This window comes from Pseudomonas deceptionensis (genome assembly GCF_900106095.1).
Lineage (GTDB): Bacteria > Pseudomonadota > Gammaproteobacteria > Pseudomonadales > Pseudomonadaceae > Aquipseudomonas > Aquipseudomonas deceptionensis.
Genome location: NZ_FNUD01000002.1, coordinates 162,982 through 183,248, shown reverse-complemented (window position 1 = coordinate 183,248; position 20,267 = coordinate 162,982). Strand labels below are relative to the sequence as shown.

Sequence of the window (20,267 nt, the reverse complement as noted above, 5' to 3'; positions counted from 1 at the left end):
ATGCTCAACAACAGCCTGACCTTGAGAAACATCAGCAAGCGTTTTGCTTCCCGCCCGGGCAGTTCGACCCAATTGCAGGTGCTCGACAACATCCAGCTCGACATTGCCCCCGGTGAGTTCATCAGCATCGTCGGCGCCAGCGGTTGCGGCAAGTCCACCCTGTTGCGCCTGATTCTTGGCCTGGACGAAGAATACGAAGGGCGCATCCTGCTCGATGGCAAACCCATCAAGGGCACGGGCCTGGAGCGCGGCATCGTGTTTCAGGACCACCGCCTGTTCCCCTGGCTCAACGTTGAACAGAACGTCGCGGTCGCGCTCAAGAACTCGCCCCTGAGCCCCAAGGAAAAACGCGACACCGTGCGCGAGCACATTGAACTGGTGGGCCTGCAGGATTTTATCGATGCCTACCCGCACCAGATTTCCGGTGGCATGGCCCAGCGCGTGGCCATCGCCCGCGGTCTGGTCAATCGCCCGAGCGTGCTGTTGCTGGACGAGCCCCTGGGCGCCCTCGATGCCCTGACCCGTGCGCGCCTGCAGGGCGAGCTGCAGAACATCTGGGCCAAGGAAAAAATCACCATGATCCTGGTCACTCACGATGTGGATGAAGCGGTGTTCCTGGGCGATCGCGTGGTGGTCATGCAGCCCAACCCCGGCCGTATCCGGCGCATTCTGGACGTCGACCTGCCGCGCCCGCGCAACCGTAGCGACAGCCGTTTTATCGCCCTGCGCGACGATGTACTGAGTGACTTCGCCGAATTGCACTGACCCCCTGCCACCTATCATTCAGAGAACGGAACATGCCCGAACGTCAGCTCAGCCTTAACCTGTTCATCTACCCCAATGGTCATCACGAAGCCGCCTGGCGCCACCCGCAGTCGGTGCCGGAATCGTCCATGGACATTGGCTATTACCAACAACTGGCGTTGCGTGCTGAGCGTGAAAAACTCGATGCCATCTTCTTTGCCGACTCGCCGTCACTGGCTGAAAGCGGTCGTGAAGGTTTGCGCATCCGCTTTGAACCCGTGACCTGGCTGGCGGCCATCGCGGCGGTGACCCAGCGCATCGGCCTGATCGCCACGGCCAGCACCACCTACAGCGAGCCCTACAACCTGGCCCGCTCGTTCAGTGCCCTGGACCACCTGAGCAAGGGCCGCGCCGGCTGGAATATCGTGACCACGTCAATGGCCGCCGCCGCTGCCAACTTTGGCCTCGACGAGCATCCTTCGGCCCACGACCGCTACGCCCAGGCCGAAGAATTCGTGCAAGTGGTGGGTGACCTGTGGGACAGCTGGGAAGACGATGCACTGGTGCTGGACAAGGCGGGCGGTGTGTTTGCCGACAGCACCAAGGTGCACTCGATCAACCACGTCGGCGCCTATTACAAGGTCAAGGGACCGTTGAACTCACCGCGTTCGCCCCAGGGGCGGCCGGTGCAAGTGCAGGCCGGTTCATCCGAGGATGGTCGTGACTTTGCCTCCAGACATGCCGAAGCCATTTTTACCGCGCACCAGACCCTGCAAAGCGCCACCGAGTTTGCCAACGACATTCGTGCCCGGGCCAGGGCCGTGGGCCGCGATCCGCGCCTGCTTAAAATCCTTCCGGGCATCAGCCCCTACATCGCCAGCACTGAAGCTGAAGCCCGGCGCAAGTTTGATGAGCTCAACGAGCTGGTTCTGCCCCATGTTTCCCTGGGGCAACTGCGACTCCTGTTGGGTGTGGACCTGTCCGGTCAGGATCTGGACGCGCCATTCCCTCGCCACTTGATCAACTTCGAGGGCATTGAAAGCCAGTCCAGCCGCTTCAAGCTGATCATCGACATTGTTGATCGCGAGAACGTCACCCTGCGCCAGTTGATCAACCGTCTGGCCGGTGCGCGTGGGCATTGGGTGCCGGTGGGGACGCCGGTGCAGATCGCCGACCTGATCGAGCAGTGGTTCCGCAGTGGTGCGGCCGATGGTTTTAACGTGATGCCGCCGTCGCTGCCAGAGGGCTTTGAAGTATTCCTGGATGAAGTGCTGCCGATCCTGCGCCAGCGCGGTTTGTTCCGCCGTGAGTACGCGGGCAGCACCTTGCGCGAGCACTACGGCCTGAGCCGGCCTGATTCGCGCTACGCCCTGAAAACCGCCTGACTCCCCCCCACCCCTGTGGGAGCGAGCAGCTCTACGTCGCGCTGGTTTTTTATTGAGCGTGTCAGGCGCAATTCTTGTGGGCACTGGCTCGCGCAGTAATCATTCCTGTGGGAGCGAGCCTGCTCGCGAAGCAGGCCTTGAAGCCTTCGCGAGCAGGCTCGCTCTTACCAGAGCAGCTCTACGTCGCGCTGGTTTTTTATTGAGCGTGCACAGGCGCAACCCTTGTGGGCGCTGGCTCGCGCAGTAACCATTCAACGCCACGATGGCTGAGCCAGATACGCGACGGCCTCGCTGTCCAGCAGGTTGCGGTAGGTGTGGGGTTGATCGGCGCGGAACAGGATCGAATCGCCGGTATGCAACACAAAGTGTTCTTCACCAATGCTCAGCGCCAGGCGGCCCTGTGCGACCACCAGATTTTTCTGTACGCAGTGCGCGTGGCCCGGCACATGTTCTTCTGCCTGGGGCCCCAGGCGCAGTTCGTAAAACCCTACCAGCGGCTCGGCTTGTGCCGGGTACAAGGCGCGGCGAGTCACAGTGCCGGCCGCGTTGACCTGCAGGGTACCGTCTTGCGCAGGCAGCAACAGGGCGCCATGGGGTTCGACGGGGGTGAGGAATTCGGCGATCGAGACCTTTAGCGCACCCGCGATCCTGCACAGCACCTTGATCGAGGGAATGCTGCGGCCTGCTTCTATCTGCACGATCAACGCCCGCCGCACGCCACTGGAATGGGCCAGCACATCCAGAGACACCTGACCCTTGTCACGCAAGCGCCGCAGGTTCTGGCTGATGCGCCTGGCCATGGGGTCGTCGTCCCGATGATCGCGCTCTGGCAGGCTGAAAGGGATGCTGCCGCTGCTGTCGAGAAAACCGGTTGGAATGTTCATGGGCGCTACTTCATGCAATCCGAAAGCCATGAGATTACCGATGGTTGCTTAGATCTATAAATAATTATTTAAGACCTTTAAATACCGATATTGAATAAGCAGCAGGCTGATAAAACGGCTCTATAGTTATACCCCGTTGGGCGTTGACCGCTTCAACCCCGCTGACTAAGGTTGGCGCCACTCGATTTCAGGTCACAACGCAGGGAGTCATCATGAGCGACATCCAGTACCGCAACCTGGGGCGTAACGGCGTGAAGGTTTCGCCCATTACTCTGGGGACCATGATGTTCGGCGGGCAAACCCCGGACGACGTAGCCCGGCGCATCACCGACCGTGCGTTCGAGCAGGGCATCAATTCCATCGACACAGCCAACGTCTATAACAGCGGCGCCTCGGAAGAAGTTGTCGGCCGCTTGATCGCAGAGCGCCGTCAGCACTGGGTACTGGCCACCAAGTTCGGCTATCCCGAGCCCAGTGGCAGTGGCCCGAACAACAGCGGTGCTTCGCGCCAGTACATCATTGCGTCGGTCGAGGCCAGCCTCAAGCGCCTGAACACCGACTACATCGACCTCTTCTACCTGCACCGCGAAGACCACGACACGCCAGTGGACCAGACCCTGCGCGCCCTTGACGACCTGATCCACGCGGGCAAGATCCGGGGCTACGGGTTGTCGAACCATCGGGGCTGGAAACTCGCCGAATTCAGCCGTACCGCTGACCTGCTGGGCATCCAGCGGCCCAGCGTCAGCCAGCCCCTGTACAACCTGGCCAACCGTCAGATCGAAGTCGAACACTTGCCGGCTGCCGAGCATTACGGCATTGGCGTGATCTCTTACAGCCCGCTGGCTCGAGGCGTCCTCACGGGTAAATATAATCCGGACCAAGCCCCAGGCCAGGACACCCGCGCCGGGCGCAACGACCTGCGCCTGCAGCAGACGGAATGGCGCCCGGAGTCCCTCAACCTCGCCCAGCGTATCCGCGAACACGCCGAGCAGCGTGGCATCAGTGCCGGCCAGTTCGCACTGGCCTGGGTGCTGAACAACGCCCTGATCACCTCGGCGATTGCCGGGCCGCGTACCGAGCAGCAGTGGGAAGATTATGTACCGGCGTTGAACTACAACTTCACCGCCCAGGACGAGGCGTTTATCAATGACCTGGTGGTGACTGGGCATTCCTCGACACCGGGCTATAACGACCCGAGTCATCCTTTTTTCGGGCGCAAACCCCTCGGTTGAGCCGGCAGGTCTTGCGCCCGCAAGCACGCCTTGCGGGCGCAAGCCTTGAGTTTGCAGCGATGCAGCAACCTGTGTTCTTGAATGACGGACGATTTTGGGTGGTACCGCCAGGGCTTAGCTGGCAAAATGCCATCCGCTTTGCGCGCACCTCACCATCTACTGCGCACGGCCTGAATTCTGACAAGGAACAGTTGGATGCTCGTCGCACTTGTTGTTTTGAACGCGATTTATCTGATCTGCAGCCTCCTGTTCAACGCTGAACTCTTGAATATGGCAGGGGCAGATATCCCCCTCAAAAAACTCGAAGACCTTGAGACCTATAGCCAGGTTCTGGCTTCGACCAGTATGTGCCTGCTGGTCTGGCGCCTCTGCTACCGGCGTTACCGGGACCGGGGCAAGGTGCTGTGGATCTCGCTTGTTGCCTCAACCCTGATCGTTACGCCGGCCACCTGGTGGTTTCAGGGCGCTGCACCCGACTGGATCGCCGAACAGTTCCCGGGCTCTCTGCGGGTCAGCAGCCTGTACGCCTACGTGACCAAAAAAGGGCTGCTTTATGACTCCCTGAATATCCCCGGGCTGCCCTACAAGGCCTACAAGGATCAGGGGGAGGGCAAGGCTTTTATCGCCAACCTCGGGGTGTTGATGAGCGTCCAGGGCTCATACGTCAACCGGATCGACAAGAACTTCCAGGGCTTTGCTGCTGCCGTGTTCCGTGGCTATACCACCCGCAACGGCGATGCCCTGTACGAGCGGCTCAATGAAACCGTCGTGCCCGATGTCGACGACATCATTCGCGAGTACACCAAGCTTGAAGGGTTTCGTGCCGCGGGGATTGCGGGGCATGAACACAAACCCATCCCGTGGCCGCGTGGGGATCGCGACCTGGGCTATCAACCCACAATCGATGAGTACGCCCGGTCGATCAGCCCGGGGGTAAGAAGCCGCGACGCGCTGATCAATTCAGACGAAATCCGCCACATGGCCAAAAGCACGCTGGGGCCCTTCTACGTGAAAGGGATGAACCTGCTGGCGACGCGCCAACAATTCCAGAGCTACCTGCCCGCCATTGCCGAGAACATGGCCTTCGATGTGGCCCACACGGACATCAAGGGCCTTGAAGGGCTGAACGTGGTGAAGAACATGTGGTTCATCCCGTTTTCACTGCTGAGCGGGTTGTTCTTTGGCGCCATCAGCCTTGTGGTGTTGATCATTTCCAGTATTGAAGCGCTGAGCCGCATGCCCGGGCGCATTCGTTTTGTGCGCCCGGCGGCCATTGCCTTGATCGTCATTGTGCCTTTGGCCTTGAGCAACGGCATTGTCGATTCGGCCGGGTACCGTGATGCATTCAGAAGTCTGGGCCGGCAACCGATGGTCGTGGCCTCAGTGTTCAACTGGGCCATGACCTCGCAGGCCATGCTTTACAACCTGACAAAACCTCTGCTGAGAGCGGAGTGATGAAATACAAAAGGGAGATTCACCGTGCGTAACAAGTTCATCGTTTCAATCCTTGCGGTCGCGATCGCGACCAGTTCGGGCTGTGCCCAGATGGGTATCAACAAGGAGCAGGCCGGTACTGCCATCGGCGCAGTCGCGGGCGCAGTGGCCGGCTCCTTTATGGGCAAGGGCAATGGCAAAATCATCGCCGTGTTGCTGACCAGTACCCTGGGCGGCTACATCGGCAACAAGATCGGCGCCAAGCTCGATGATCAAGACCGCCAGGCTCTGGCGCAGCGTACTCAAGATGCCTTGAACCAGCCCGCGATGGCTTCGGGTCAGCCTGTGAAATGGACCTCCGCGCACTCAGGCGCGACTGCCGAGATCGTTCAGGGCAAAGAGTTCACCGACACCAAAACCGTTGAAGTCAAACGTGCGCCCAAGATTGCTGCCGTGCCGTCGATGAAGCTCATCAACGAGCCGTACATGACCAAGAGCAGCTCCAACGTCCGTTCCGCGCCCAACAAAAATGCGGGCAAGGTCGGCGGCCTGCAGCCAGGCACCGAGTTCACCGCCGTGGGTTCTACCGGCGACTGGATCCTGGTGGGCCGCAAGGGTGTGACCGTGGGTTACGTGCACAAAGACCTGGTCGAGCCAAAGTCTGTGGCCATGGCCAAAAACATCAAGCCGGCTGCCAACCTCGACGAGATGAATGTCTCGGCCGACAAGGAAACCCGTGCGTTTGACCTGGACTCGATCCCGTCGCTGCCAACCCAGCAGGTTGTGGCACAAACCTCATGCCGCCCCGTGACCGTAAGCCTCAAAGCGGCAGACGGTAACAGCGAGCAGGAAAACAGCACCTTCTGCAAGCAAGCCAACGGCACCTGGGAACTCATCTAAGGAACCCCATGAAGAACCATGCACTCGCCCTCGCAGTGGTGAGTGCTTGGGGCCTTGCGCCTCAAGCTTACTCACATGAATTAGCCTACTCCAAGTCTGAACAGATCCACGTACTGGTTGAAGGGGAGGCGAACACCTGGTGCAAACCGCAGATCGCCATCACCATGCAACGCCCGGCCTGGGATGATCAGAAGCCGTTGAACGTGCTGCTGAGCAAACTGCCTTTTATCCTCGAACAAGAATGCCCGCGCGCCAACGTCAGCTGGAAAGCCGTCGATGCAACGGGCAATGTCTTCGCCTCCGGCACAGGCAATGCGACACACCTGGGGCTCGCGACATTGGCTGCAGCCGCACCCGCGCCAGTTCAAGCGCCGGTTGTGGCCCCGGTCGTAGTCGCTCCGGCGGCAGCGCCAGTGGTTGCTGAAGTCGCCGCTCCGGTTGTAGCGCCAGTGGCTGCCGTGGTTGTGGCCCCGGTAGCAGCGCCAGTGGTTGCTGAAGTCGCCGCTCCGGTTGTTGCACCCGCGCCTGCCGTGGTTGTGGCTCCGGTAGCAGCGCCCGTTCCTGCGGCAATCCCGGCTGCCCCGCCAGCGCCTCAGGCTGCAATTGCTGCGGCACCCACCGCTGACTTTGGCCGCTCGCTGGCAGTGGGCAACAACAACCTGATTTCCGTCACTGACGGTGCGGGCTGCAAGTGGCTGATCAGCAAATCGGCGATGGACTCCAGCGATCCGAGCATCGCTTTCGCGTCCTCTCCGGCCATGCCGTGTGCCGCGTCCGGCTATGCCGAAGGCGAGTTCGACAAGTTGCGCTGGTCGATCCCCAACACCTACCGCGGCGACTCATGGAACCGTGCCTACGTTCACCCGAGCGGGTTGATGTTCAGTCAATCGGCCGCATCGGCGGTCAAAGGCAAGGCACTGTCCTACCTCAGCCCGAATGCTGATCAGGCCTTGTTCGAAGTGGGCGAAATCCCGGCCCGTGGCATGAAGGTCTACCTGGCATTCCAGCGTTCAAAATACCGCGTGCTCACGCCGTTCAGCGGCAACCCGTACTACGTGGCGGTCACCGCGAACGATGGGTTTGCACTCGACCCGGTCGAGTACAAGCAGGCCGTGGTTGAGATCTACCAGCTGATCAAGGCCACTTCGCCTTCGACCGTCGGGGTAGATAACCTGTTTATCGCCAAGAACCTGGACACGCTTTATCCGCAGGGTTACTCGTCCAATGATGACCTGAAGATCGTTCGCACCCGCATGGGTGAAAACCGCGGCGAGTTTTACTTCGATGTTCGTGAAGGCAGCAACTACACCAAACGACGTGAAGAGATCCGTGTGCGCGAAGCCCGCCGTCTGCAAGAACAGCAGGCGCAATTGCACGCCCGCATTCTCAACCGCTACGAGCAGTTGAAAGCCGGCATGAAGGAGTTTGAAGGTCGCGAAACCGAAGCCCTGGCCCAGATGGCAGGCATCAAGGTGGCGTTCCCGACGCCGATGGTCATGCTTAACCCGTCGACCTCGAAATCAGCGGAACCGATGATGATTCACGTCACGGGCAAACGCGGCGACTTCTACGAAATCGACTTCCCGAGCAAGGGCCGGGTGCAGGCCGATACCGACCTGCAAGAGCAGTGGTATGTGCTGTATGCCGCCAACATGACGCCGTACCTGCCGCTGGTGGATGGTCGCGCTATTCCGACCTTCCGCGTGTACTCGGCTGGCACGCCTGAAGCCTGCCAGCAAGATCACTGCGCAGACCGGGTGTCTTTCGGTGTGGTACTGGCCAAGGAGTTCCCGAACGCCGGTATCGACTTCAGTTGGACCCCTGAAGTGTCCCAGCAGTATGTGACTGCCTGGCAGCAAGCATCAGCCCAAATTGAGTAAGGCCACGCCACTATGAAAACGATGAACAAGAAGCAAATCATCATCGCCGCCGCGGCCGCTGCTGTAGTCGTATTGGGTGTGACGGTTTCCATGATGTCGAGCGCCGGCAAGAAGAAAACGCTCGGTTATTACGACGACTTGAAAGAGCAGTTCTTTCTGGCTGACGTGCTGAACGAAGGGGATGTTTCCTATTCCGTCTTCTCTGGCAACCTCACGGTAACGGACCCCGAGATTCGGCTGGTTGCCGCGCAAACCAACGGTACCGAAACCTTTCTCAAAGGCATGCTGACATTGCTGGCGGGCGCCAACGGTGCGGCCAACGAAACCGGCCTGGCGGCCTGGTCGCGTTACTTGCTGGACGCCACCACCGGTGGTGGTCGTGCAGGCGGGGTGTACCTCAAGGCCGACTCCCTGAAAATCAGCCGCTCCGGTGATAGCAAGGATGGCGAAATCCGGGTCCAGCTAAAGGGCCTGGACATGGCCAACCCCTACATCTCACACAAAGGTTCTGACGTGGTACTGGTCTCGGATGTCGCCGATGAGATCCAGCCCCGCGCCGAGGTGGAAGCAAACGGGCGTGTGGTTAACTCCAGCTATTCGTGGGGCAGCAACACGGTTGCCCGCCTGCCGTTCGCCGGGGCTTTTCTGAGCACTGCGACGGGGGATATCGGCACCAAGGTTGACCTGGACTTCACCCTCAAGCGTTCTGACGATGGCGAAGGCTCGATGAAGTTTGTCGTGGTTCACCGCAACGACGGCAGCGAAACGGGCCGTATTACCCGCGAGGCCGAGTTCGCCTCGATCCCGGAGCTCGATGACGTCCAGGAACTGCTTAAAGGCGCCTACAGCGGCTTCATCATGGGGGCCTACAACACCTCCATGGGGCAGTCTGTACTCTCCGATGCAGCGGCCAACTTTGCCCGTAAAGCCAAGGTGGCGAACTACTCGCTGACCTACAAAGGGTTTGATCCGCTGGAAGATGGCTTCAAGGCGTACAAGGCTGCCACCAAGCGTCAGGACTTCGAGGGCTACTGCGTGCAGACGGGCCTTTCAATGTTCCAGAACGACTTCGGTGCCAAGGCCAAAAAGCACAGTGATTCGGAATGTGCGATCGCCGCGAAGCTGGTCAGCGATGGCAAGTTCAAAGAGAGCTACACCTTCAAAGAGGACAAATCCCTGTTTGCAGGCCTGTTTGTCAGCAAAAGCTTCACCCTCGAGACGAACTGACCGTCTCACCGTCCAAGACCAGGAGCCCGGCGTGCCGGGCTCCTCGGCCCTCCCTTCCAGCCTCCCTTTTCCTCTCTGAACACCTGCGCTGCGACCTCAGGTCGATATGGATGCGGGTGCATTGCGACCGCTTCGCGCTCGAACGCAGCCTCGTTCTACTCGTGAGCGGTTACAACGCGGGGTATGTGGGAGCGGGCGTGCTCGCGATGGAAACCTGATGGCAGGGTCAGAAGTTGGCCGGTGTATTGGCGCTGATGATCTCTGCTTCATCGGCACCGATATTGCGAAAGCGGTGGGGCAGGGTGGTCGGGAAGTAATAGCCGTCGCCTGCATTCAATATGCTGATCTGTCCGTCCACGGTGAGTTCAACCGTGCCCCGGGCAACCAGTCCGCATTCTTCCCCTTCGGCGTGCACAATCGGCTCTTCTCCAGAGCTTGCGCCCGGCGCGTATTGCTCGCGCAACAACCGCATCTGCCGGCCCGGCACCGAAGCGCCAATCAGCAGCAACCGCAAGCCATCACGTCCCAGATCCGGTTGTTCATTGGCGCGGAAGACGTATTGGTGTTCGCGGGGTGGCTGGTCGAAGGTAAAAAAATCGGCCAGAGACATGGGGATGCCTTCCAGCAACTTTTTGAGGGAGCTCACAGAAGGACTGACGCGATTCTGTTCGATCAGGGAAATGGTGGCATTGGTGACGCCGCTACGCCGGGCCAGCTCGCGCTGGGACATTTTGTAGCTTTCGCGTACTAATTTGAGTCGTGAGCCCGTGTCCATGACAGCCTTATGTGAGAACTACTTAAGGGTGATGGGGGGAGATGGCGGTCGACGGATGCTGCAAATCGCACCGTACCCCTGTCCCAGAAACGTGAAAGGCGACTATTAAATCACGTTTGTTCGTGTTGCTCAGCAGGTTCGGTAAATGGCGGGTAAGCCAGCGTCTACAGGGATTGCATCTGGCAGACCCGCATTGGCTGGCGTCGCCCTTCAGGTGGCGCCAGCCGGGTTGAACTAGATCCCGAAACGGTCGCGCATTGCGTAGTACGCAGCGCCCATGGCGGTAAGCGGTACCTGGAAGGTCCGGCCACCGAGCATGGGCATGTGCGGCAACGAGGCAAACGCATTGAAGCGCTCGGCGTCGCCGCGGATCATTTCAGAAATCAGTTTGCCCGCCAGGTGCGAGCAGGTGACGCCGTGGCCGCTGTAGCCTTGCATGTAGTAGGCGTTTTTCTCGATACGCCCGAATTGCGGCATGCGTGACATGGTCAGCAGGAAGTTGCCGGTCCAGCGGTAATCGATCTTCACGTCCTTTAGTTGAGGAAAGGTCTTGAGGATTTTCGGCTTGATCAGTTGCTCGATGTCGTCCGGCTCGCGGGCGCCGTAGACCACGCCGCCGCCGTACAGCAGGCGGTTGTCGGCCGTCAGGCGGTAGTAGTCGAGCAGGTAGTTGCAGTCTTCAACGCAGTAGTTGTTGGTGATCAGGCTACGGGCGACGTTTTCCGCCAGCGGCTCTGTCACGACAATTTGCGAACCGCAGGGCATGCTTTTGCTAGTCACGCGACTGTCGAGGTCTTGCGGCAGGTAGGCGTTGCCAGCGATCAGCAGGTACTTGGCCCGAACGACCCCTTTGGCGGTGCGCACGGTGATTGGCTCGCCGTAGGTGATTTCCACTGCGGCCGATTGCTCGAAGATCTTGCCGCCCAGGCCGATGATTGCCGAAGCTTCGCCGAGTGCCAGGTTCAGCGGGTGGATGTGTCCGCCCTGCATGTCCAGTAGGCCACCCACGTAGTTGTCGCAACCGACTTCACGCTTGATGTCTTGTGCATCGAGCATGGTCAGGTTTTTGTTGCCGTAGCGTTCCCAGCTGTTTTTTTGCTCGGTCAGGCCTTTGAGCTGCTTTTTGTTCAGCGCAGCAAAGATCCCGCCGGGACGGTAATCGCACTGGATATCGTAGTGCTGGATGCGCTGACGGATGATGTCGGCGCCTTCAAAAATCATGCTGCCAAGCACTTCGGCAGTCTTGTCGCCGTAGCGCGCTTCGATGACGTCTACGTCGCGGCTGTAGGAGTTGACCAGTTGACCGCCGTTGCGACCGCTGGCCCCGAAGCCGACTTTGGCGGCTTCGAGCACGGTGACGCTGTAGCCCGCCTCGGCGAGGAACAGGGCTGAGGACAGGCCGGTATAGCCCGCACCGATCACGCAGACATCGCATTCCACCAGCTCTTCAAGCGTCGGGAAGTCGCCCGTGTGGTTGCGGGTCGCGGCGTAGTAGCTGTTTACATGATTTTGTTTAACAGAACGTTGATTCATAAGTTTCTCCGATGGCTGTCGACACGTGCCGGCGACAGCCGCCGTAAAGGTGTCAGAGCTTGATCCAGGTGGCCTTGAGCTCGGTGTATTTGTCGAACGCATGCAGCGATTTGTCCCGACCATTACCCGACTGTTTGAACCCGCCAAACGGCGCCGTCATGTCGCCGCCGTCGTACTGGTTGACCCATACGCTGCCGGCGCGCAAGCCGCGAGCAAAGGTGTGGGCCTTGCTCAGGTTGCTGGTCCACACGCCTGCGGCCAGGCCGTAGATGCAGTCATTGGCTATCGCCAGTGCTTCCTGCTCGGTGTCGAAGGTGATCAGCGACAGCACCGAACCAAAGATCTCTTCCCGAGCGATGGTCATGGCATTGGTCACACCGTCAAAAATGGCCGGTTCCACATACAGGCCTCCGGTGTCTTCGAGGGTGCGATTGCCGCCGGTGATCAGGTGTGCGCCCTGGTCCTTGCCGATCTGGATGTAGCGCAGCACCGATTCCATTTGGCGCTGATCGACGACGGCGCCCACGGTGGTCGCCGGGTCCAGGGCATGCCCCGGTTTCCAGGCTTGCAATGCCTGCACCAGCAAGGGAATGAATTGCTCGCGGATCGAGCGCTCCACCAGCAGGCGCGAGCCGGCGGTGCAGACTTCACCCTGGTTAAACGCAATGGCGCTGGCGGCTGCTTGCGCGGCTGCGCGCAAGTCCGGCGCATCGGCAAACACCACGTTAGGGCTCTTGCCGCCCGCCTCAAGCCACACCCGCTTCATGTTGCTTTGGCCCGCGTAGATCAGGAGTTGCTTGGCAATTGCCGTCGAGCCCGTGAAGGCCAGAACGTCGACGTCCATATGCAACGCAAGCGCTTTGCCGACGGTGTGCCCCAAGCCCGGCAGGACGTTGAACACGCCTTTAGGGATACCGGCGTCCAGTGCCAGCTGCGCGATGCGGATCGCCGTGAGTGGCGATTTTTCAGAAGGCTTGAGGATGAACGAGTTGCCTGCCGCCAAGGCCGGGGCGAACTTCCAGCTGGCCATGATCAGCGGGAAATTCCACGGCACGATGGCCGCGACTACACCTGCAGGCTCACGGGTTATGAGGCCCAGTTGATCGTGTGGCGTGGGCGCGACTTCGTCGTAGATCTTGTCGATGGCCTCGGCGCTCCAGCGAATCGCATTGGCGGTCGCCGGGATATCGATGGTCATGGAGTCGCTGATGGGCTTGCCCATGTCCAGGGTTTCCAGCAGCGCCAGTTCTTCCTGGTTTGCCAGAATCAAATCGGAAAAACGAATCAGGATGCGTTTGCGCTCAGCCGGAGCGAGCCTGGCCCAGATGCCGGATTCGAAGGCCTTGCGTGCAACGATCACCGTCGCATTGGCGTCGGCTTCATCGGTGCTGGCGACGTTCGCCAGAAAGCGACCGTCCACCGGGCTCATGCATTCGAAGGTTTCACCGCTGAGTGCCGAGCGGTATTGACCATCAATGAATGCCCGACCTTCTAGTGTCAAAGACTGAAAGCGTTGCTCCCAGTCACTGCGAGTGTTTGCCATTGGAGTGACTCGATGCAGAGGGAAATGGGGGCGCGGGACTTGAAGTCGACCCATTAACGATTCGAAAAACACAGGCGCTGTGGGCGCGGGGTTGCCCGCGAAAGCGCAGTGTCAGGCGAGATCAATAGTGGGTGTGCCCACGGCGCCCACAGGGGGAGGCGGTGTACGTGGAGAGGCGTACACCACTGGGCCCGTCAAACGGTGTGCAAGTACCAGTTGTACTCAAGGTCCGAGATGGAGTTCTCGAACTCGGCGAGTTCACTCTCCTTGCAGGCGACGAATACGTCGATGTACAGCGGGTCGATGTACTTGGCCATGACTTCGCTGTCGTCCAGTTCGCGCAATGCATCGCGCAGGTTGTTCGGCAGGCTCTGTTCGTTTTGCTCGTAGCTGTTGCCTTCCACCGGAGGGCCCGGCTCGATTTCGTTGGTCAGGCCATGGTGAATGCCAGCCAGCACAGAAGCCATCAACAGATACGGGTTGGCATCGGCGCCGGCGACGCGGTGTTCGATGCGCACGGAGTCGGCAGAACCGGTCGGCACACGGACCGCCACGGTACGGTTGTCGATACCCCAGCTCGGCGAGTTAGGTACATAGAACTGTGCGCCGAAACGACGGTATGAGTTCACGTTCGGACAAAGGAAGGCCATCTGTGCTGGCAGGGTCTCGAGCACACCGCCGATCGCGTGACGCAACGCGGCGTTCTGCTCGGGATCCTCGCTGGCAAAAATGTTGTTGCCTTCCTTGTCGAGAATCGAGATGTGTACGTGCAGACCGTTGCCCGCCTGGCCCGGATACGGCTTGGCCATGAACGTGGTGTCCATCTCGTGGTCGTAGGCGATGTTCTTCACCAGACGCTTGAGCAGTACTGCGTAATCGCAGGCCTTGATGGGGTCGGCAACGTGATGCAGGTTGACTTCGAACTGCGCCGGGGCGCTTTCCTTGACGATCGCGTCAGCCGGGATGCCTTGCTCTTTGGCACCTTCGAGGATGTCTTGCAGGCAGTCGACATATTCGTCGAGGTCATCGATCAGATACACCTGGGTCGACATCGGACGTTTGCCTGATACCGGCGACCGTGGCGATTGCGGGCGGCCGTTCACGTTGTCCTGGTCGATCAGGTAGAACTCGAGTTCAAAGGCTGCACAAATCGTCAGGCCCATGTCATCGAATTTGGAAACGACCTGACGCAGCACCTCACGCGGGTCAGCGAAGAAAGGCTGGCCTTCGAGTTCGTGCATGGTCATTAACAATTGTGCGGTCGGGCGCTTCTGCCAAGGCTCGATGCACAGGGTGTCGGGGATGGGGTAGCAGATACGGTCCGAGTCACCGATATCCAGACCCAGGCCGGTGCTCTCCACCGTAGAGCCATTGATATCAAGCGCAAACAAAGAGGCCGGCAGGTTGATGCCTTTCTCGTAAACCTTGTGGAGACTGGTGCGCTCGATGCGCTTGCCGCGCACCACGCCGTTCATATCCGCAATGAGAAGGTCGACGTACAAAACCTCAGGATATTTCTTAAGGAATGCGTTCGCTTCATTGAGCTGAACTGCGCGCAGGGGAACCGACATGATGCACCTATTATGTTAATTATTATGTTCACTGCCCTTTCACGAACTCAGTCAATCCGAAAGGTATAGTGAAGTCAATAGCGAACACCTGGCTTTAAAATGTTATTTTTTAGGCCTTGTGAGGGCTTTTCGGTATCGGATAGGCCGTTTAGAGCGCGAGGTGGGTGATGATTTGCTCTGGCGTGTTTTATATTTTTTACATTGGAGTTGTTAATTAAAATCAACAAAGCTAAGCTCCGAAAAAGCTCGTTCAAGTGTGAAACTTCGAGGTGATAAAAATGGCACTCAAGCCATTGATCGGCGTTACTGCGTGTGTCAAACAGATTGGCCTGCACCCTTACCACGTCAGCGGCGACAAGTACTTGCGTGCTGTCAGCATCGCCTCGCTGGGGTTGCCGGTGATCATTCCTTCCCTGGCACACCTGACAGAAATAGATGAGCTGCTCGCTCATCTGGATGGTGTGTTGCTGACGGGTTCGCCTTCGAATGTGGAACCGTTCCACTATCAAGGTGCTGCCAGCACTCCCGGCACGGATCACGATCCGGCGCGCGACGCCACGACCCTTCCTCTATTGCGTGCAGCCATTGCTGCGGGCGTTCCGGTGCTCGGCATCTGCCGGGGTTTTCAGGAAATGAACGTGGCATTCGGTGGCAGCCTGCATCAGAAAGTTCACGAGCTCCCGGGCTTTCTCGATCACCGCGAAGCAGATCATCCAGACCTGGCCGTGCAGTACGCGCCGGCGCATGGCGTTGAGGTGCAGCCGGGCGGCGTGTTTCAGGCGCTGGATTTGCCTCCCGCGTTCCAGGTCAATTCGATTCACAGCCAGGGCATTGATCGGCTGGCCCCTGGCCTGCGTGCCGAAGCCGTTGCTCCGGATGGCCTGATCGAGGCGGTTTCCGTTGAGTTCAGCAAGGCGTTTGCCGTGGGTGTGCAGTGGCACCCGGAATGGCAGGTTCAAGACAACCCTGTCTACTTGAGTATTTTTCAGGCGTTTGGCGATGCATGCCGGCAACGGGCATCTCTTCGTGATTCGCGCTGACTGACGATTTTTATTTTCGCGTATTGATTTGGCTGTCTGCGTAAGCAGGTGGGCGCGTCTTTGCGTGTCAGTCCCTCACCACAACACACCGCGATAACAACAAGTACAACCAGGCTGCCGGAAGGTCGGCGCCGAATGAGCCCGTTCGCTGCGGGTTATCCACTACTAAGTCGGGCCGCGTTGGCCTGGCGACTGAAACCTGTTGGGAGTTTCATATGGCAAACGCCTCCAGTACCTATAGGAAGGCTCTTGAAGGTCACCAGGCACCGAAAAAAGTGTTGGTAAAAGTCGATCGGGTCACCAAGAAATTCGACGAAACCATCGCTGTTGACGATGTATCCCTGGAGATCAATCAAGGCGAAATCTTCGCCCTGCTCGGAGGTTCCGGCTCCGGAAAATCGACCCTCCTGCGCATGCTGGCAGGCTTCGAGCGCCCAACAGAGGGCCGTATTTTCCTCGACGGTGTAGACATCACTGACATGCCGCCCTACGAGCGGCCGATCAATATGATGTTTCAGTCATACGCGCTTTTCCCGCACATGACGGTGGCACAGAACATCGCCTTTGGCTTGAAGCAGGACCGTTTGTCCGCCAGTGATATTGAGGCCCGCGTTGAGGAAATGCTGCGACTGGTGCACATGACCCAGTACGCCAAACGCAAGCCGCATCAATTGTCCGGTGGTCAGCGTCAGCGCGTGGCCCTGGCCCGCTCGCTGGCCAAGCGTCCAAAGCTGCTGCTGCTCGATGAGCCGATGGGCGCGCTGGACAAAAAACTGCGCTCGCAGATGCAGCTGGAGCTGGTGGAAATCATCGAACGGGTGGGCGTGACCTGTGTGATGGTGACCCATGACCAGGAAGAAGCCATGACCATGGCTGAGCGTATTGCCATTATGCACTTGGGCTGGATTGCCCAAATCGGTAGCCCGGTAGACATCTATGAAGCGCCTGTCAGCCGGATGGTGTGCGAGTTCATCGGCAACGTGAACTCCTTTGACGGTTCGGTCATTGATGACGAGGAGGGCTACGCGATCATCCACAGCCCGGAACTGGATCAAAAGATCTACGTGGGCCACGGCGTGACGACGTCGCTGGAGGACAAATCGATTACGTACGCCATCCGCCCGGAAAAAATGCTGGTCAGCAGCCTCAAGCCCGAGTCTGCCTACAACTGGTCCCACGGCAAGGTTCATGACATCGCCTACCTGGGTGGGCACTCGGTGTTTTACGTGGAGCTGCCCGGGGGCAAGATCGTCCAGTCGTTCATGGCCAACGCCGAACGCCGTGGCGCCCGCCCTACTTGGGACGACGCGGTCTACGTGTGGTGGGAAGACGACAGCGGCGTGGTACTGCGCTCATGAACATGCGAAAGCTCAAGCGCCGACTGCAACGAATAACCCCCGGTGGCCGCCATATGGTCATCGGGATTCCATTCCTGTGGCTGTTTCTGTTCTTCATGCTGCCGTTCTTCATCGTTCTGAAGATCAGTTTTGCTGAAGCCGACGTCGCAATTCCGCCGTACACCGAGATCTACAGCTACGTTGACCAAAAAATTCAGCTGCTGCTGAACCTGGGCAACTACGCCATGTTGGGCGACGATGAGTTGTATATCGCCGCCTATCTGGGTTCGTTGAAGATGGCCTTTTTCAGCACGGCGTTGTGCCTGCTGATCGGTTATCCGATGGCTTACGCCATCGCCAATGCGCGCAAAGAAATGCAGACCGTGCTGGTGCTGCTGATCATGATGCCGACCTGGACCGCGATCCTGATCCGGGTTTACGCGTGGATGGGCATCCTCAGCAACAACGGCCTGCTCAATGGCTTCTTGATGTCGATGGGCTGGATTAGCGAACCGTTGCAGATCCTCAACACCAACATCGCGGTGTATATCGGCATTGTGTATTCGTACCTGCCGTTCATGATTCTGCCGCTGTACGCCAACCTTGTGAAACACGACACCAGCCTGCTGGAAGCCGCGTCCGACCTGGGTTCGAGCACGTTCAACAGCTTCTGGAAAATCACTGTTCCGCTGTCCAAAAACGGCATCATCGCCGGCTGCATGCTGGTGTTTATCCCGGTGGTGGGCGAGTTCGTGATTCCGGAACTGCTGGGCGGCCCGGAAACCCTGATGATCGGTAAAGTGTTGTGGCAAGAGTTCTTCAACAACCGTGACTGGCCCGTAGCGTCTGCACTGGCTGTCGTCATGCTGGCGATCCTGATCGTGCCCATCATTCTGTTCAACCGCAGCCAGGCTAAAGAGCTGGAGGGCAAGATATGAATCGCATCCGTTTTTCTAGTTTTATGCTGGTCGCGGGGTTGTTGTTCATCTACCTGCCGATGCTGATCCTGGTGATCTACTCGTTCAACGCCTCCAAGCTGGTAACGGTGTGGGGCGGCTGGTCGCTGAAGTGGTACGCAGGGTTGCTGGACAACACGCAGCTGATGGGCTCGGTGATGCGCTCGCTGGAGATTGCCTGCTACACGGCGATTGCAGCCGTCGCGCTGGGCACCCTGGCGGCGTTCGTACTGACCCGGATTTCGCGTTTCAAGGGTCGCACGCTGTTTGGCGGCCTGGTGACTGCGCCGCTGGTCATGCCGGAAGTGATCACCGGTCTGTCGCTGTTGCTGCTGTTCGTGGCCATGGCGCAGATGATCGGCTGGCCGCAAGAGCGTGGCATCGTCACCATCTGGATCGCCCACACCACGTTCTGCTCGGCCTATGTGGCCGTGGTGGTGTCGTCGCGTCTGCGTGAGCTGGACCTGTCGATCGAAGAGGCGGCCATGGACCTGGGGGCCAAGCCGTGGAAGGTGTTCTTTTTGATCACCATCCCGATGATCGCGCCGTCATTGGCCGCGGGGGGCATGATGTCCTTTGCCTTGTCGCTGGACGATCTGGTATTGGCCAGCTTCGTGTCCGGCCCAGGCTCCACGACCTTGCCGATGGAAGTGTTCTCGGCGGTGCGTCTGGGGGTTAAACCCGAAATCAACGCCGTGGCCAGCCTGATTCTGTTGGCGGTATCGCTGATGACCTTCATGGTGTGGTTCTTCAGCCGCCGTGCTGAAGAGCACCGCAAAAAGGCGATTCAGCAAGCCATCGATGAATCGGCGGCGGAGTCCTGGAAGCAGCCTGGCAAGCAAAGGGCAGAAGCAATGGCTTAAAGCGTTTCGGCGAGCAAGGTTGCTTGCTCGCCGAAACACGTGTTCGACAGATTTTCCCGTTCGAGCAGCGCCTTACCACCGCTGCACTCCTTTGCAGAAGAACGGCCTCACCTTGCTTCCTCGGTTAAGGTGAATTTGGGCGCCCTCGGGCGCCTTTTTTTGTGGCTGTTTTTCAGGGCGTGTTTTTGGGGAAATACCGGCTGGGTGCCTTGCCCAGTACTCTGCGAAACACACTGGTGAAGGCGCTCGGGCTGCTATAGCCCAGATCAGTCGCTACCCGCGTAATGGCTTCGCCGTTACCCAGGCGCACTACTGCAGCCAGCAGGCATGCTTGCTGGCGCCATTCGACAAAGCTGATTCCGGTTTGCTGGCGAAACAGCCGGGTGAAGGTGCGGCGGCTCATGCCAACCTGTAGGGCCATATCATCGATCCCGATATCCAGTGACGGCTGCTCCAGCAGCTTGCGGCAGGCATATGCCAGCCTGGGCTCAACAGGCAGTGGGGCATTGAGTGACAAGGGCGGCATATCGGCTATTTCGTGAAGCAGCAAACTCATCACGAGACCCTCCCGATGGGTCTCGTCATAGAGTGCGGGGATATCCATGGCCTGGATCAGTAACTGGTGAAGCAGTGGCGAGATGCCGAAGACCTGGCAGTGTGCGGGCAGGCCAAGCCGGGTGCAGGCGGGGTCACGGATATACGTATTAAGCATCGTCACCGGCCCGGCCATGCTCATTTCGTGAGCCACCCCCGCCGGGACCCAGATAGCCCTTTGCGGGGGAACGACCCAATTGCCCTGGCGGGTGAATACCGTGATCACACCGCTGGCGGCATAGGCAAATTGCCCGCGTCGATGGGTGTGCAGCGCAAAGTGCTGCCCGTCTCGATAGTCATTGGCCGTGACCACTGCGTCACGGGGGATGTTTTCGTAGGTATCTATGTCAGTTTCGCGCATGGCCC

Annotated in this window: 17 protein-coding genes; 11 read left to right on the top strand and 6 right to left on the bottom strand. The window is 59.2% G+C overall.

Annotation, left to right across the window (positions count from 1 at the left end; all coding sequences use genetic code 11):
* On the top strand, positions 1–765 hold the full coding sequence (locus tag BLW11_RS00830) for an ABC transporter ATP-binding protein (protein WP_048362095.1): 765 nt from the start codon (positions 1–3) through the stop codon (positions 763–765).
* A gap of 32 nt (positions 766–797) precedes the next feature.
* Positions 798–2,129 carry an LLM class flavin-dependent oxidoreductase gene (locus tag BLW11_RS00825; RefSeq protein WP_048362096.1) on the top strand — a complete coding sequence of 444 codons (1,332 nt, stop codon included), beginning with the start codon at positions 798–800 and terminating at the stop codon, positions 2,127–2,129.
* Positions 2,130–2,380: 251 nt separating this feature from the next.
* On the opposite strand, the gene BLW11_RS00820 is transcribed toward BLW11_RS00825, so the two are convergent.
* Entirely contained in the window at positions 2,381–3,013 is a 633-nt protein-coding gene (locus BLW11_RS00820; protein ID WP_048362097.1) for a helix-turn-helix domain-containing protein, read from the bottom strand.
* 212 nt (positions 3,014–3,225) lie between these two features.
* Here BLW11_RS00820 and BLW11_RS00815 point away from each other — a divergent pair, with 212 nt between their 5' ends.
* From BLW11_RS00815 to BLW11_RS00795, 5 genes are all read left to right on the top strand, one after another.
* Positions 3,226–4,248, top strand: coding sequence for an aldo/keto reductase (locus BLW11_RS00815; RefSeq protein WP_193790205.1), 1,023 nt, complete (start codon positions 3,226–3,228; stop codon positions 4,246–4,248).
* 195 nt (positions 4,249–4,443) lie between these two features.
* Positions 4,444–5,703, top strand: coding sequence for a hypothetical protein (locus BLW11_RS00810; protein WP_048362098.1), 1,260 nt, complete (start codon positions 4,444–4,446; stop codon positions 5,701–5,703).
* Positions 5,704–5,727: 24 nt separating this feature from the next.
* Positions 5,728–6,582: an SH3 domain-containing protein gene (locus tag BLW11_RS00805; RefSeq protein ID WP_048362099.1), complete on the top strand. Its 855-nt coding sequence runs from the start codon at positions 5,728–5,730 to the stop codon at positions 6,580–6,582.
* An 8-nt stretch (positions 6,583–6,590) separates the two neighbouring features.
* Positions 6,591–8,462: a hypothetical protein gene (locus tag BLW11_RS00800; RefSeq protein ID WP_048362100.1), complete on the top strand. Its 1,872-nt coding sequence runs from the start codon at positions 6,591–6,593 to the stop codon at positions 8,460–8,462.
* Between the two features lie 21 nt (positions 8,463–8,483).
* On the top strand, positions 8,484–9,689 hold the full coding sequence (locus BLW11_RS00795; RefSeq protein WP_241486186.1) for a hypothetical protein: 1,206 nt from the start codon (positions 8,484–8,486) through the stop codon (positions 9,687–9,689).
* 226 nt (positions 9,690–9,915) lie between these two features.
* Here BLW11_RS00795 and BLW11_RS00790 read toward each other — a convergent pair whose 3' ends face one another.
* From BLW11_RS00790 to BLW11_RS00775, 4 genes are all read right to left on the bottom strand, one after another.
* Complete coding sequence (locus tag BLW11_RS00790) at positions 9,916–10,464, bottom strand: cupin domain-containing protein (protein WP_046810696.1); 549 nt, start codon at positions 10,462–10,464, stop codon at positions 9,916–9,918.
* A 234-nt stretch (positions 10,465–10,698) separates the two neighbouring features.
* Entirely contained in the window at positions 10,699–11,997 is a 1,299-nt protein-coding gene (locus BLW11_RS00785) for an NAD(P)/FAD-dependent oxidoreductase (protein WP_048362102.1), read from the bottom strand.
* Positions 11,998–12,049: 52 nt separating this feature from the next.
* Complete coding sequence (locus BLW11_RS00780) at positions 12,050–13,540, bottom strand: aldehyde dehydrogenase (protein ID WP_048362103.1); 1,491 nt, start codon at positions 13,538–13,540, stop codon at positions 12,050–12,052.
* Positions 13,541–13,734: 194 nt separating this feature from the next.
* Complete coding sequence (locus BLW11_RS00775) at positions 13,735–15,111, bottom strand: glutamine synthetase family protein (RefSeq protein ID WP_048362104.1); 1,377 nt, start codon at positions 15,109–15,111, stop codon at positions 13,735–13,737.
* A gap of 278 nt (positions 15,112–15,389) precedes the next feature.
* Here BLW11_RS00775 and BLW11_RS00770 point away from each other — a divergent pair, with 278 nt between their 5' ends.
* The 4 genes from BLW11_RS00770 (at position 15,390) to BLW11_RS00755 (ending at position 19,307) form a co-directional block, all read left to right on the top strand.
* Positions 15,390–16,151 carry a gamma-glutamyl-gamma-aminobutyrate hydrolase family protein gene (locus BLW11_RS00770; protein ID WP_048362105.1) on the top strand — a complete coding sequence of 254 codons (762 nt, stop codon included), beginning with the start codon at positions 15,390–15,392 and terminating at the stop codon, positions 16,149–16,151.
* 215 nt (positions 16,152–16,366) lie between these two features.
* Entirely contained in the window at positions 16,367–17,509 is a 1,143-nt protein-coding gene (locus BLW11_RS00765) for an ABC transporter ATP-binding protein (RefSeq protein WP_048362106.1), read from the top strand.
* Positions 17,506–18,426, top strand: a complete 921-nt coding sequence (locus BLW11_RS00760) for an ABC transporter permease subunit (RefSeq protein ID WP_048362107.1) — start codon at positions 17,506–17,508, stop codon at positions 18,424–18,426. Before BLW11_RS00765 ends, BLW11_RS00760 begins: the two co-directional genes overlap by 4 nt.
* Positions 18,423–19,307: an ABC transporter permease subunit gene (locus BLW11_RS00755; RefSeq protein WP_048362108.1), complete on the top strand. Its 885-nt coding sequence runs from the start codon at positions 18,423–18,425 to the stop codon at positions 19,305–19,307. The genes BLW11_RS00760 and BLW11_RS00755 overlap by 4 nt, the downstream gene beginning before the upstream one ends.
* 172 nt (positions 19,308–19,479) lie before the next feature.
* On the opposite strand, the gene BLW11_RS00750 is transcribed toward BLW11_RS00755, so the two are convergent.
* Complete coding sequence (locus tag BLW11_RS00750; RefSeq protein ID WP_048362109.1) at positions 19,480–20,262, bottom strand: AraC family transcriptional regulator; 783 nt, start codon at positions 20,260–20,262, stop codon at positions 19,480–19,482.
* Positions 20,263–20,267: the final 5 nt, after the last annotated feature.

Excerpts from the sequence above, each read along its gene's own strand:
- BLW11_RS00815 (WP_193790205.1), top strand. The coding sequence starts at position 3,226 with ATGAGCGACATCCAGTACCGCAACCTGGGGCGTAACGGCGTGAAGGTT.
- BLW11_RS00780 (WP_048362103.1), bottom strand. The coding sequence starts at position 13,540 with ATGGCAAACACTCGCAGTGACTGGGAGCAACGCTTTCAGTCTTTGACA.
- BLW11_RS00775 (WP_048362104.1), bottom strand. The coding sequence starts at position 15,111 with ATGTCGGTTCCCCTGCGCGCAGTTCAGCTCAATGAAGCGAACGCATTC.
- BLW11_RS00800 (WP_048362100.1), top strand. The coding sequence starts at position 6,591 with ATGAAGAACCATGCACTCGCCCTCGCAGTGGTGAGTGCTTGGGGCCTT.
- BLW11_RS00790 (WP_046810696.1), bottom strand. The coding sequence starts at position 10,464 with ATGGACACGGGCTCACGACTCAAATTAGTACGCGAAAGCTACAAAATG.
- BLW11_RS00770 (WP_048362105.1), top strand. The coding sequence starts at position 15,390 with ATGGCACTCAAGCCATTGATCGGCGTTACTGCGTGTGTCAAACAGATT.
- BLW11_RS00825 (WP_048362096.1), top strand. The coding sequence starts at position 798 with ATGCCCGAACGTCAGCTCAGCCTTAACCTGTTCATCTACCCCAATGGT.
- BLW11_RS00750 (WP_048362109.1), bottom strand. The coding sequence starts at position 20,262 with ATGCGCGAAACTGACATAGATACCTACGAAAACATCCCCCGTGACGCA.
- BLW11_RS00795 (WP_241486186.1), top strand. The coding sequence starts at position 8,484 with ATGAACAAGAAGCAAATCATCATCGCCGCCGCGGCCGCTGCTGTAGTC.
- BLW11_RS00830 (WP_048362095.1), top strand. The coding sequence starts at position 1 with ATGCTCAACAACAGCCTGACCTTGAGAAACATCAGCAAGCGTTTTGCT.
- BLW11_RS00810 (WP_048362098.1), top strand. The coding sequence starts at position 4,444 with ATGCTCGTCGCACTTGTTGTTTTGAACGCGATTTATCTGATCTGCAGC.
- BLW11_RS00760 (WP_048362107.1), top strand. The coding sequence starts at position 17,506 with ATGAACATGCGAAAGCTCAAGCGCCGACTGCAACGAATAACCCCCGGT.
- BLW11_RS00785 (WP_048362102.1), bottom strand. The coding sequence starts at position 11,997 with ATGAATCAACGTTCTGTTAAACAAAATCATGTAAACAGCTACTACGCC.
- BLW11_RS00755 (WP_048362108.1), top strand. The coding sequence starts at position 18,423 with ATGAATCGCATCCGTTTTTCTAGTTTTATGCTGGTCGCGGGGTTGTTG.
- BLW11_RS00765 (WP_048362106.1), top strand. The coding sequence starts at position 16,367 with ATGGCAAACGCCTCCAGTACCTATAGGAAGGCTCTTGAAGGTCACCAG.
- BLW11_RS00820 (WP_048362097.1), bottom strand. The coding sequence starts at position 3,013 with ATGAACATTCCAACCGGTTTTCTCGACAGCAGCGGCAGCATCCCTTTC.